This window comes from Lyngbya sp. CCY1209 (assembly GCF_055795065.1).
Genome location: NZ_JAYFER010000515.1, coordinates 1 through 12489, shown reverse-complemented (window position 1 = coordinate 12489; position 12489 = coordinate 1). Strand labels below are relative to the sequence as shown.

Annotated in this window: 11 protein-coding genes; 8 read left to right on the top strand and 3 right to left on the bottom strand. The window is 54.4% G+C overall.

Going from position 1 to position 12489, the window contains the following annotated elements; translation table 11 throughout:
- Positions 1–107: 107 nt before the first annotated feature.
- Positions 108–881: a pantothenate kinase gene (locus AC0QHF_RS16665; protein ID WP_324705356.1), complete on the bottom strand. Its 774-nt coding sequence runs from the start codon at positions 879–881 to the stop codon at positions 108–110.
- A gap of 209 nt (positions 882–1090) precedes the next feature.
- Here AC0QHF_RS16665 and AC0QHF_RS16660 point away from each other — a divergent pair, with 209 nt between their 5' ends.
- From AC0QHF_RS16660 to ureG, 5 genes are all read left to right on the top strand, one after another.
- Positions 1091–2965, top strand: coding sequence for an ABC transporter ATP-binding protein (locus tag AC0QHF_RS16660; RefSeq protein WP_324705355.1), 1875 nt, complete (start codon positions 1091–1093; stop codon positions 2963–2965).
- A gap of 92 nt (positions 2966–3057) precedes the next feature.
- On the top strand, positions 3058–4194 hold the full coding sequence (locus AC0QHF_RS16655) for an ATP-binding protein (RefSeq protein ID WP_324705354.1): 1137 nt from the start codon (positions 3058–3060) through the stop codon (positions 4192–4194).
- Positions 4195–4223: 29 nt separating this feature from the next.
- Complete coding sequence (locus AC0QHF_RS16650; protein WP_324705353.1) at positions 4224–6878, top strand: PAS domain S-box protein; 2655 nt, start codon at positions 4224–4226, stop codon at positions 6876–6878.
- Positions 6879–7664 (top strand): class I SAM-dependent methyltransferase, encoded by a 786-nt coding sequence (locus AC0QHF_RS16645; RefSeq protein WP_324705352.1) that lies wholly within the window; start codon positions 6879–6881, stop codon positions 7662–7664.
- Positions 7665–7697: 33 nt separating this feature from the next.
- The gene (gene ureG / locus AC0QHF_RS16640; RefSeq protein ID WP_324705351.1) at positions 7698–8306 is read left to right on the top strand and encodes an urease accessory protein UreG; all 609 of its coding nucleotides are present in this window, start codon (positions 7698–7700) and stop codon (positions 8304–8306) included.
- Positions 8307–8355: 49 nt separating this feature from the next.
- Here the strand turns inward: ureG and AC0QHF_RS16635 are convergent, their stop codons facing one another.
- Entirely contained in the window at positions 8356–9906 is a 1551-nt protein-coding gene (locus AC0QHF_RS16635) for a helix-turn-helix domain-containing protein (RefSeq protein WP_324705350.1), read from the bottom strand.
- Positions 9907–10461: 555 nt separating this feature from the next.
- Between AC0QHF_RS16635 and AC0QHF_RS16630 the strand changes: the two genes are divergently transcribed.
- The 3 genes from AC0QHF_RS16630 (at position 10462) to rsmD (ending at position 12121) form a co-directional block, all read left to right on the top strand.
- Positions 10462–10764, top strand: a complete 303-nt coding sequence (locus AC0QHF_RS16630) for a CbrC family protein (protein WP_324705349.1) — start codon at positions 10462–10464, stop codon at positions 10762–10764.
- Positions 10765–10889: 125 nt separating this feature from the next.
- Positions 10890–11543 carry an imidazole glycerol phosphate synthase subunit HisH gene (hisH, locus tag AC0QHF_RS16625; RefSeq protein WP_324705348.1) on the top strand — a complete coding sequence of 218 codons (654 nt, stop codon included), beginning with the start codon at positions 10890–10892 and terminating at the stop codon, positions 11541–11543.
- A gap of 8 nt (positions 11544–11551) precedes the next feature.
- Positions 11552–12121, top strand: a complete 570-nt coding sequence (gene rsmD / locus AC0QHF_RS16620) for a 16S rRNA (guanine(966)-N(2))-methyltransferase RsmD (RefSeq protein ID WP_324705347.1) — start codon at positions 11552–11554, stop codon at positions 12119–12121.
- On the opposite strand, the gene petG is transcribed toward rsmD, so the two are convergent.
- On the bottom strand, positions 12118–12234 hold the full coding sequence (petG, locus tag AC0QHF_RS16615; RefSeq protein ID WP_317265763.1) for a cytochrome b6-f complex subunit V: 117 nt from the start codon (positions 12232–12234) through the stop codon (positions 12118–12120). The two genes, rsmD and petG, sit on opposite strands and share 4 nt — an antisense overlap.
- Positions 12235–12489 lie beyond the last annotated feature (255 nt).

Here is a 12489-nt window from a genome sequence, read left to right as displayed (position 1 = left end):
GAGAAAATTTCCCGGAATCAAAGCCCCCAAAATTGGCGGTTTGGGGGCGAGAAAATTTCCCGGAATCAAAGCCCCCAGAATTGGCGGTTTGGGGGCGAGAAAATTTCCTATTTATCGGCGGCTCGACTCTCGCCAATCATCGCAGTTGACATCCCCCAAAAAATGGCTTCGGGGGCTTCAATGATGGAAGTCCCTATTTTGGGGTATTGGCGTTTAAAATAGGTGAGAATTCGGGTGCGATCGCCCCCAGTGATCGCGATTTTGGTATCTGAAAAATTTTCCGTCCAAGCCTTGATAAATCCCATCATTCCTGCTATGATAGTATAAATAATTCCGCTTCTAATTGCCCCGTCGGTATCGGAGGCGAAACGCGGGGGGAGATCATCCGGCAGGGCAATTTCCGGCAACGTTGCCGTGCGGTTGGCGAGGGCGGAAAACTGTAATCCCAAACCGGGCAAAATCGCGCCGCCGACCAAGTGGCGATCGCCGTCCGCCCCCGTCACGGTCAAAGCCGTCCCCGCATCGATTAATAATATCGGAAAGCCCAATTTTTCCCCCGCCCCCAACACCGCCAGGGCGCGGTCGATGCCCAGGGTCGGATACAACCCCCCCAGTGGCAAATCCTCCAATTTGAGAACTTTTAAATGGGGATAGTTTTCCCACCATTGAGTTTGTGCGGGGACGACGGAAGCCACAACCAAAGGTAAAGGCGATCGCCCATCAATCCAATTCCACCCCATTTCCGAAGGGGATTTTTGCAAATGGTCGGTATCCCAAGTTTCGATTAAAGTCGCGCCCCGAAACTTGCCCCAGTGCAGGTGAGAATTGCCGATCGCCAATCCCAACCAAAGGCGATCGGAGTCAAACAAATGATCCAACATATTTTGATAAAAAAAAATCGGTCAAATTTTGTATAATACAAACGTCCGTTTTTGAGCTTGAGCGCCCCCACTCGCCGCCTTTAATGTCAAATTCTCTATAATACAAACCTCCGTTGTTGGGCTTGAGCGCCCCCACTCGCCGCCTTCAATATTACCCGATTCCCAAAAAACCGTTAAGCTAAAAAACTGCCACCCCATCCGCGATCGCCATGTCATTCAAACGCCGCAACCGCCGACTCGACAACCCCACCCCCGAACCGCCGAAGCGATCGCGACAAACCCGCTTTTTCAACGTCATCTCCAACACCCCCAAACTCGTCAAACTGGTGTGGCAAGCCGCCCCGGGCTACCTCCTCGCCTCCACCGCCGTCACCCTGATTCGCGGCATCGGACCCGTCACCGAACTCTACGTCACCAAACTCGTCGTCGATCTCGTCGTCGCCAATATCGGCAACCCCCAGATCGCCTGGTTCCCCATCTTCGGACTCGTCGCCTTACGCTTCGGCTTGAGTGTCGTTTCGGAAGTCGCCAACCAAGCCAACGCCTACACCCTGCAAGTCCTCAAAGATCGCTTTTCCCTCCACGCCAACGGCGTCCTCGTCCGCCAAGCCATCCGCCTGGACCTGTCCCACTACGAACTGCCCGAATTTCACGACACCCTCAGCCGTGCCCAGCAGAGTGGCAGCGATTACCCGGTGAGAATTTTGGGCACCCTGACGGGTTTGTTGGGGCAGTCGGTGAGTTTCGTCAGTTCCATCGCCCTGCTGCTGAGTTTCAGCCCCCTGGTGATGGTGTTGCTGCTGCTGACGTCCGCCCCGGCGTTGTGGGTAAGTGTGAACTATTCCGGGCGCCGGTTTTGGCTGTCGCGATCGCAAACTCAGGCGGGACGGCGGGCTGATTATCTGCAACGGGTCCTCACCCAGAACGCCTTCGCCAAGGAAGTTCGGCTGTTCCGCCTCGGGGAATATCTCCTGCAACAGTGGGGGGACATCCGCAGCGAATTTAACCGCCAGTCGGCATCCCTCGCCCGTCGCTTCGCCTCGGTACGGGGTTGGGCGGGGACGGTGGCGAATTTCGGCTACTACGGCGCCTACGGATGGACGATCGCCCGCACGGTTCAGGGTGCGATTACTCTCGGGGATTTTACCATGTATTCCGGCGCCTTCGCCCAGGCTCAATCGGTGTTGCAACAAATCCTGCAAAGTATCGCCCAAACCTACGAATATAATTTGTACGTTTCCCAGTATTTCGAGTTTCTGGATCTCTCGCCGCAGGTGATCGATCCCCCCGATCCGAAACCGTTTCCAAATCCGATCGTCTCCGGCTTGGAATTGCGGGACGTGACGTTTGCCTATCCGGGGGCGAAACAACCGACGCTGCAACAGTTGAATTTGACCGTAAAACCGGGGGAAAGTGTCGCGTTGGTGGGGGTGAACGGGGCGGGAAAAACCACGCTTTTGAAATTGATTACCCGACTTTACGATCCCACCGAAGGGGAAATTGCGATCGATGGAATACCCTTAAATGCGATCGCCCTGGAAGATTTGCGGCAGAATATCGGCGTGATTTTCCAAGACTTCGCCAAGTACAGTCTCACCGCCCAGGATAACATCGGATTCGGCGATCTTTCGCGGCGAGATGACTTGGCTTCTATCGATAAAGCGGCGACTGCCGGGGGGGCGACAGAAGTGATTGAATCTTTGGATCAGGGTTACGAAACCATTTTGGGAAAAATCTTCAACGGGGGGACGGATCTGTCGGGGGGACAGTGGCAAAAAATCGGCATGGCGAGGGCGTTCATGAGTTCCGCCCCGATTTTAATTTTAGACGAACCGACGGCGGCGTTGGATGCGATCGCGGAGTCGGAATTGTTCCAAAGATTTCGCCGTCTGACGAAAGGAAGAATGACGTTTTTTGTCAGCCACCGCTTTTCGACGGTTCGCATGGCCGATCGCATCGTGGTGCTCGAAAACAGCCGTATCATAGAGGTGGGTTCCCACGCCGAATTGATGGCGGCGGGGGGACTTTATGCCAAGATGTTCAATTTGCAGGCAGCGAGTTATATCGGCGAGGCGGACCGTTGATTTTGTCGGGCGACAATTGAGAGCCGTCCCCCATACTGCGGTACAATTGAACGGGGGTTCTTATCCCCGTGTCTCCCCCGCTTGCATCGCCCATGAAAAGCCATTCCGCCGAAACTGAAAAAGGAAATCTTTTGATCGTTGACGATACGCCGGACAATTTGCGGCTGCTGTCGGCTACCCTCGGCGATCGCAACTACGAAGTGCAATGTGCCATCAACGGAAAGTTGGCGCTGATGGCGGTCAAAAATAATCCCCCCGATTTGATATTGCTGGATATCAAAATGCCGCAGATGGACGGCTACGAAGTTTGTTCGACCTTAAAAACCATGCCGGAAGCGGCCGAAATTCCGGTTATTTTTCTCAGCGCTTTGGATGATGTCCTCGACAAAGTGAAAGCGTTTTCCGTCGGCGGGGTGGACTACATTACCAAACCGTTTCAAGTGGAAGAAGTGTTAGCGCGGGTGGAAAATCAACTGACAATTCGGCGACTTCAAAGACAGTTGAAACACCAAAATTCCCGCTTGAAACAATTAAATGAAGATCTGAAGCGATCGAATCAAGAACTCGAACAATTCGCTTATATTGTTTCCCACGATCTCCAGCAACCCCTGCAGACGATCACCGGATTTGCGGAATTGATGCTGGCCCTGAAATCCCAAATTCAATTTGAGGAGGAAGCGGAAGAATACGTGCTCCCCATTTTGGATGAAGGAATGCGGCTGCAAGAATTAATTAAAAATCTGCTGCATTACAGCCGGGTGGGAACCAAACGGCATCCGTTTGAAATGGCGGACTGCAACGTTTTGCTGTCGGAAACCCTTGCGAACCTGCACCTGGCGATCGCGGAAAGTGGTGCTATCATTAATTATGACGAGCTGCCGACGGTCTTCGGCGATCGCGTTCAGTTGGGGCAGTTGTTTCAAAATTTGATCGGCAATGCCCTCAAATATCAGCGTCCGGGTGTTCCTCCAAAAGTTACAATTTCCGCCGTCAAAAAGGACGAAATGTGGCAATTCGGCATCCACGATAACGGAATCGGCATCCCCGCCGAACAGGGCGATCGCATTTTTCAGATCTTCCAAAGGCTGCACACGAGCCGCGAATATCCGGGAAATGGCATCGGTTTGGCGATTTGCCGAAAAATTATCGACCGCCACGGGGGACGCATCTGGGTGGAGTCGGAAGTGGGGACGGGGACGAGTTTTTATTTTACCCTTCCCACCGGTTAAATGCCCACCTCAAAACCCATCCGCCAGCCATGAATCGGGAACCCAAAACTTATTTTCAATTCAAACAGTTGGAAGCGGCGCTGGAAGAAAGCGAAGCCTTCCGGCGGGATCTGTTTCACCGCACCCCCATCGCCGTTGCGGAAATCTCCCCCGAGGGTCATTTTTTGGAGGTAAATGCGGCGTTTTGCCAGTTCGTCGGCCATTCCCAATCGGAATTGTTAGAGTCGGATTTTAACGCCATCACCCACCCGGAAGACCGCGAAATTTCCCGACAGAATTTCGCCAAATTGATGGCGGGGGAGGTGAAACAATATACCCTGGAAAAACGCTACCGCCACCGGGACGGACATTGGGTTTACGGGATCGTCACCTGTTATTTGCGGTTCGATTTGGCGGGCCATCCCCGGTCAGCGATCGCCCAGGTAATCGACATCACGGAACGGAAGCGATCGGAAGAAGAAATTCGCCAAAAAGAAGAGTATCTCCGCCTCCTCCTCGACAATATCCCCCAGCAGGTGTTTTGGAAAGACATGAATTTGGTGTTTCGGGGCTGCAATCAAAAATGGGCGGAAGCGGCGGGGTTGGAAAGTTCCGAGGCGGTGGTGGGCAAGACGGATTTTGATTTGTTTGGCGATCGCAGTATCGCCGAATTTTACCGGGAAAAGGATCGCCAAGTTTTGGAGTCCAGAACCGCCGAAATGAACCGGGTCGCCCCCAAGCAAAAACCGGGGCCGGGGGGGCGCCGAATTTGGCTGGATGTCAGCCGCATTCCCCTAGTGAAATCCGATGGCGAAGTGTTGGGAGTTTTGGGGGTATTGGAAGATATCACCGAACGCAAGGAAATCGACGAAAAGCTGCGATTGACGCAATTTTCTATCGACAAATCGCGGGATTATGTCCTGTTCAGCGATATCGAAGCCCGGTTTTTTTACGCCAACGAAGCGGCCGGTCAGATCCTCGGTTATTCCAAGGCAGAATTGCTAAAAATGGAGGTGCGGGATATCGATCCGATCGCCCCTCCCGGGGGCTGGCCGATCGCCTGGGACGACCTGCGGCGGGAAGGTTCATTTACCTTTGAATCCGAACATTATACCCGCAGCGGCGAGGCGATCGCGGTGGAAATTACCCTCAGCCATTTGGAGTACAATAACCGGGAATACGGCTGCGCGGTGGTGCGGGATATCCGCGATCGCAAACAGGCGGAAATCGCCCTCCAACAGGCCAAAGAAACCGCCGAGACGGCCAGTCGCGCCAAAAGTGAATTTCTCGCCCGCATGAGTCACGAATTGCGGACGCCGCTGAACGCGATCCTGGGATTTACGCAACTGATGGAACGGGAACTTTCCCACCATTCCGAAACGACCCTCCGCGATCATCGAGAACACTTGGAAATCATCGGCCGCAGTGGCGAACATCTCTTAGATCTGATCAACGATGTCTTGGAAATGTCGAAAATTGAGGCGGGTCGAATTTCCCTCAATCCCGGCAATTTTGACTTCCGGATGTTGTTGAATGGCATCCGGGAAATGCTGGAACTCAAGGCGCGATCGAAGGGCCTGACCTTGAATTTTGAAATAGCAGATGACATCCCAAATCATCTCTGCGCCGACGAAAGCAAACTGCGTCAGGCCTTGATCAACTTATTGGGAAATGCGATCAAATTTACCGAGGTCGGCGGTGTGACTCTGCGGGTGAAATTGGGTCAATTGGACGCTTCCAAACTGCAACTTTGGTTGGAAGTGGAGGATACCGGCCCGGGAATTTCTCCCCGGGAAATGGATCTGTTATTTGAACCCTTCGCCCAGACGGAAACGGGCCGCAAGTCGCAACAGGGGACGGGGTTAGGACTCTCCATCACCCGACAATTTGTCCGCCTGATGGGGGGAGAAATGCAGGTCAAAAGTGAATTGGGGCGGGGGACGATATTTCGGTTTGACATTCAAGCCGAAGTGGCCGAATCGACCGCAGAAAAGCCAGAAATTGCCACCGGACGGGCGATCGCCCTGGCCGAAAATCAGCCGGATTATCGCATTTTGATCGTAGACGACAACTGGACGAACCGCAAATTGGTGGTGAAGTTATTAAAACCCCTTGGCTTCCAAATTCGAGAGGCGGAAAATGGCCGGGAGGCGATCGCCATTTGGGAGGAATGGGAACCCCATCTGATTTTTATGGACATGAGAATGCCGGTGATGGACGGCTACGAGGCGACCCAGTTCATCAAGCGTCATTTGAAGGGTCAGGCCACCGTGATTGTCGCCCTGACCGCCAGCGCCCTACAGCAGGAAAAATCGATTGTTTTATCCGCCGGCTGCGACGATTTCGTTCGCAAGCCGTTTCGGGTAGAACGGTTGTTTGAAACGATGGCGAAGCATCTGGGGGTGCGGTTTATTTACGAAAAAACTGCCGCGAATCACGGGAAAAACGGCCCAATCACACCCTCCCAAACGCCGCCGATCAATTATACCGACCCGTCCGATTTGACGCCGGATTCCCTGGCCGTGATGCCCCCATCTTGGATCGCAGAACTCAATCAAGCGGCGACCAAACTGAATGGCAAGTTAATTGCGGATGCGATCGCCAAAATTCCGCCCCACCACGAATCCTTGGCCCGGATGCTCGCCCGGTTGGCGGCGGATTTTCGCTATGATATTATCATCGACCTGACCAGGAATTCCAAATAAATGACGCTCAATCGGTTAAAATTAAAAGGTATGATTTCGGCGATCGTTACTATCATTTTCGCGATCGCCTTGACTTCCTGCCAGTCGGTTCAAGCTCTGACCGTCACCGAATCGGACGGCATTTATGAAACGCGATCGCTCCACAGTCCCGACGGAATCGGCAAATTTTACATGGGGCGAGAAATTGCCAAAGTCATGGGACACGAAGCCGCCGCCTGGTTGGAACGGGACGACCGCGCCACCTCGGAAAATCCCCGAACGGCGATCGCCTCCCTCGGCCTACAACCCGCCGATGTCGTCGCGGATATCGGCGCGGGAACCGGATATTTTACCTTTAGAATATCTCCGTTAGTTCCCGATGGCAAAGTGTTGGCGGCGGACGTTCAGCCGGAGATGTTAGAGTTGATGCAATTCGTCATCGACCGAGAACAAATCACCAACGTCGAACCGATTTTGAGCGCCCCCGACGACCCCCACTTGCCCGAATCCGCCGTAGATTTGGCGCTGATGGTGGATGCCTATCACGAATTTAAATACCCCCGGGAAATGATGGAAAAAATAACCGAGAGCCTGAAACCGGGCGGACGGGTTGCCCTGGTGGAATACCGCCGTGAAAATCCGTTTATTTTGATCAAAGGGTTGCACAAAATGACGGAAAAACAAGCCGTCAAAGAAATGGAGGCGGTGGGTTTGCAGTGGGTCGAAACCCTGGAAACCTTGCCCCAGCAACATCTGATGATTTTCCAAAAACCGGGCGATCGCAACACCCGAACCATGCTAAAATAATACAATTTCGTAAATCCGGTTGTTGAGGCGCTTATGAGTCCGTTTCGAGTCGGCATCGCGGGTCCCGTGGGTTCGGGAAAAACAGCCCTGCTGGATGCGTTGTGCAAGGCGATGCGCGATCGCTTTCAAATTGCCGTCGTCACCAACGATATTTACACCCAGGAAGACGCACAATTTCTGATGCGATCGCAGGCTTTAGATCGCGATCGCATCGTGGGGGTGGAAACGGGGGGATGTCCCCATACCGCCATTCGGGAAGATGCCTCCATCAACCTGAGCGCGATCGAAGAATTGGAGGCGACTTTCAACAATTTAGATCTGGTCTTTTTGGAGAGTGGCGGGGATAATTTGGCCGCCACCTTCAGCCCGGAACTCGTCGATCTCACCCTTTACGTCATCGACGTCGCCGCCGGAGATAAAATCCCCCGCAAAGGCGGGCCTGGAATCACAAAATCCGATTTATTGGTGATCAATAAAATCGACCTGGCGCCCTTCGTGGGGGCGGACTTGAACGTGATGGAGCGGGACGCCAAAAAGATGCGGGGCGATCGGCCTTTCGTGTTTACGAATTTGAAGACCAAACAGGGATTGGAAACCGTTCTAGAATTTATCCAATCCCGTATGATCGTGGCGATCGCGTAGTGAAAATAACCCCCCTGCCGGGAGGTAAGGGGGGACGCCCGGAAGAGAATTATTGGCGTTCCAGGAGTTGTTTGAGTTTTTCCTGCAGGGCGGGTTTGATCCGGATGCGTCCCCGTTCGATATCCCGCACCCAACTCTGACTTTTACCCAGAGATTGAGCCAACTTTCGCTGACTCCAACCCTTGCGTTTGCGGTTTTCCAAAACCCAGCTTCCCCCCAGGGTCGAAACGGGTTTTTTGACGCGCTTCGTCCGAGTTCGGCGGGGAGTTTTGTGGAATTTGATGCTATCGAGATCGGCGATCGCCCGCCCCCACTCGGGGGGCAATTCAAACTGCAAAATCCGGGCGTTCATCAACTGAGAAAGTTTGTAGCGGGGGCTGGGATCGGTGATGCTGAAATCCTGCTGGGCGTCATTCATCCAAAATTCCAGAGCTTCCTCTCCGTCTTCCGGCAACGTCAACAATTTGACCCACATCGGTTGCAGTTGGGGCGGGTAGGTTACGGGGTCGAAAATGGGGTGGAGGCCGTAGTCGTACAAGACTTTTAAATCGCCTTCAAAGGTGCGGACGAGTTTCTTGCGTCGATCGCGGTCGTAGAGGGATTGTCGGACTTTTTCTTCCCCGTAGCCGATCCGCAACAAAGTGGACACGGCGACGGGTTGGGTTTGGCCCACCGTCAGCTTGAATAACAGCCACGCGATCGCCCGGACGGCGCCTTCGTGCTGTTGCCAATACCGCATGATGGCTTTCAAGATAAATTCGGGCAGAATTCCGGTCTGATAAAAGGCGGTTTTTTCCCGCGCCGCCTTGCGGTTGAGGAAGTATTCCGCCCAGCGTCCAGCCCGGATCATCAACGTCAGTCCGACCAAATGTCCGTCGGCCGGATCGGTGTGGTGGTTGATATCGAGTAGTTCCCAAACCGGATGTTCTTCGAGGGTAAATTCGCCGATCGCACCCTGGCGGGGCCAGTCCAAAGAAACGGTGAGTTGGCAGGGTTGCAACGCCAGGGATTCGATCAGGGCGAGTTTGGCCTGTTTGTCGAGATCTTTTCGCCGATCTAATCCCAGATAATGTTCGATTTGCTGGCTGTCGATGGCGAAGGGTTGGTCCCAGGGGCGATCGACATGGGTCGCCAAGGCGGCGTAGATCAGGTTCAGGGCGGCGGCTTTGATATCAAAATCGGCGATCGCCTGTCGGGCGGTTTCTGAGGTCAGGGAACGGCAGTCGAGGCGGTCGGAAATCCGAAAACACATTTCCCCTTCCCCCTTTTTGATCGACCGCCGGTAACAGAGTTTTTGATCGCGATCGGAATGCCAAGACAGGGAAAGACCTTGGGTGAGAATATTCGTCGCTTCCCAGATGACCAGGGACGAGGCGAAGGGGTTGCTGCGGCCGTTGGGGAACAGGTCAAAATCGGGGGACGGATAGTATCGAAACCCCCCGTCTGCCGTTTGCAGGTGACACGGCGACTTGACACAGCTCGAGATCAACCGATCGCGCACTTTCGCGAACTCCAACTCGCGCTCGGCCGGGGCGCCGATGTCATTGGGATGGCAGGAACCGCAAATGGTGCATCCGACTGTGGGCAGAGAATCAGGCATATTTTGACGCACTCCATATCTCCAGGGCATGATGACATCTAAACCGAGGGAAAAGCCCCTCCAACCGGCTAAAATCAACCGACGCTTTTTTCGCAGAATCCAACAACGCAGTCAATCCAAATCTCACTCTGTGGGAACCGAATGCAGATGTTATACATCATGCGATCTTGAGTATTGCAGTTCGCCCGCCGGCAATCTGTTAAATCTGAGCATTTTGAGCGATCGCGGCACATCTTCACATTTTTTTCATAAAAATTAATTTCGATTAAAAAATATTATCAAATTCTCAATTTTGCGACGATGTTTTTGAGTCAATTTTCTCTCCCGACGCTTTAAAAATTCGAGCCTCATCCGTGCGATCGGAGCCGGCGATCGCCCAATTTTTAATTTGCATCCGGATAAAAAACGCCGGGGCGGTGGACGTGGGGTTTTATCATCGAAAGATGACTTGCATTTCCGCTATTTGCGCTACAGATGGTGTTAAGATAATATAAAGAAAAAGTCGGTTTGTATACAAACTTAACATTCGACCTGTAGAGTTGAACACCAGCAACTATGAAAATTGAGATCGAAAGCAACGACTTTGACGAAAAGTGTTACTGCCACCTGTGCGGCAGCCCCTTCCGCCCCCGGGAGGTCGTCGCCCGGGCCTACCGGGATTCGGGGGAATTCCTCAGCGAAGTCTGTCCCGAGTGCATCGCCAAGGGCAGCGAAAGCATCAGCGATCGGATGCACCGCCGGGCCGAGACCCTGCGGGCGATCGCATCCGAACTCGACCGCCTCGCCGGCAGCGACATTTGTTCCCCCACCCTCGAACAGTTGAACGTCATGAACCAAGTCGTCAACGCCCTGCGGTAGTTTGGGGAGTCGGGAGTCAGTATTAGGGAGTCGGGAAGAGGAGGCCAGACCCCTCCGCTTCCTGGGCTCCCCTACCTCATCTTCCGATATCATGAAAGATGACTTCACCTGAACGAGGACTGTCAATGACGCGAATCGCAGTGATCGACTACGACATGGGCAACCTGCACTCGGTCTGCAAGGGACTGGAGAAGGCGGGAGCCACCCCCGAAATTACCGACGATCCGGCGGTCATCGGCGGCGCCGACGCGGTGGTTTTGCCCGGTGTGGGGGCGTTTGACCCGGCGGTGCAACACCTGCGATCGCGCGATTTGATCAGCCCCATCAAAGATGTCATCGCCTCCGGCGTCCCCTTTTTGGGGATCTGCCTGGGACTGCAAATTTTGTTCGAGTCCGGGGAAGAGGGAACCGAACCCGGACTCGGAGTATTTGCCGGGACGGTGCGGCGGTTCGCGTCGGAACCCGGGCTGACGATCCCGCACATGGGTTGGAACCAACTGCAATTCACCCAACCCGACCTACCCCTGTGGGAGAATTTGGGCGAAAATCCCTGGGTATATTTCGTGCACTCCTATTATGTCGATCCGGCGGATGCGGCCATCACCGCCGCCACCATCACCCACGGCCGCCAAACCGTGACCGCCGCGATCGCCCATGAAAACGTGATGGCGGTGCAGTTTCACCCCGAAAAATCTTCGACGAGGGGCCTGCAACTGCTCTCCAACTTCGTCAACCGGGTGGCCTCCCGCCAACAGACGGCGGGTTCGGCGTCGCGATAGTCGTCGGAATGGCCCTGAGAATTTACGGCAACCGCCAGCTCAAAACCCTCCCCGGACGGGACACCCGGCCGACGCCGGCCCGGGTGAGGGAGGCGGTGTTCAATATTTGGCAGCCGATCGCCGGGTGTCGGTGGCTGGACCTGTGCGCGGGCAGTGGCTCGATGGGGGCCGAGGCCCTGTGTCGCGGGGCGGCGAGTGCGGCGGCGATCGAACTCTCGCCGCGGGCCTGCCAGATTATCAAACAAAATTGGCAACAGGTAGCGACATCCGAACAGCCCTTTCGGGTTCTGCGGGGGGACGTGGCGAAGCGTTTGAAATCCCTGTCCGGGGAACCATTCGATCGCATCTATTTCGATCCGCCCTATGGGTCCGATTTATATGAACCGGTTCTGGAGGCGATCGCGATCGAGCGACTCCTCGCCCCCGGAGGGGAACTGATCGCCGAACATGACCCGAAGCGGGAGATGGTGGAAATTCCCGGTTTGGCGATCGTCCGTCGAAAAGTCTACGGATCGACGGCCCTCACGTTTTATTCCGGGAGTCAGGGCGATGCGTGCGATCGCCCCGCCGGAAATTAGTCAATGTTGAGTTGATTGCCACGCTTGTACTGCTGGTAAGCCGCGAAGAAGAGTCCGGCCAGCGTCACCAAAATCAGACCGAGGACGATTCCAGAGAGTAAGGGTTCGATCACGTTGAAACTCCTAATGTTAACTTTTGATTCATTACTTAATATCTCATATCTGAGTCCCGATGCGGCGAATTGGGGCGGGGGGGAAATCTGAGATTGTAGGGGATCGCTGCCATTCGCCCCCCCGTTAACCGATCCCCACTCCCCAATACCGACTCCCCACCTGCCCCCCCCGAACGGGATATAGCGCTGCTAGAGGGGGTGTAGGGTGTAGGGTGTAGGGTGTAGGGAGGGGAAATTCCCTCGACATCAGGGTTT

What these genes read in the sequence shown, in the direction of transcription:
- AC0QHF_RS16665 (WP_324705356.1), bottom strand. Translation starts at nt 881, where the DNA reads ATGTTGGATCATTTGTTTGACTCCGATCGCCTTTGGTTGGGATTGGCG.
- AC0QHF_RS16660 (WP_324705355.1), top strand. Translation starts at nt 1,091, where the DNA reads ATGTCATTCAAACGCCGCAACCGCCGACTCGACAACCCCACCCCCGAA.
- AC0QHF_RS16655 (WP_324705354.1), top strand. Translation starts at nt 3,058, where the DNA reads ATGAAAAGCCATTCCGCCGAAACTGAAAAAGGAAATCTTTTGATCGTT.
- AC0QHF_RS16650 (WP_324705353.1), top strand. Translation starts at nt 4,224, where the DNA reads ATGAATCGGGAACCCAAAACTTATTTTCAATTCAAACAGTTGGAAGCG.
- AC0QHF_RS16645 (WP_324705352.1), top strand. Translation starts at nt 6,879, where the DNA reads ATGACGCTCAATCGGTTAAAATTAAAAGGTATGATTTCGGCGATCGTT.
- ureG (WP_324705351.1), top strand. Translation starts at nt 7,698, where the DNA reads ATGAGTCCGTTTCGAGTCGGCATCGCGGGTCCCGTGGGTTCGGGAAAA.
- AC0QHF_RS16635 (WP_324705350.1), bottom strand. Translation starts at nt 9,906, where the DNA reads ATGCCTGATTCTCTGCCCACAGTCGGATGCACCATTTGCGGTTCCTGC.
- AC0QHF_RS16630 (WP_324705349.1), top strand. Translation starts at nt 10,462, where the DNA reads ATGAAAATTGAGATCGAAAGCAACGACTTTGACGAAAAGTGTTACTGC.
- hisH (WP_324705348.1), top strand. Translation starts at nt 10,890, where the DNA reads ATGACGCGAATCGCAGTGATCGACTACGACATGGGCAACCTGCACTCG.
- rsmD (WP_324705347.1), top strand. Translation starts at nt 11,552, where the DNA reads ATGGCCCTGAGAATTTACGGCAACCGCCAGCTCAAAACCCTCCCCGGA.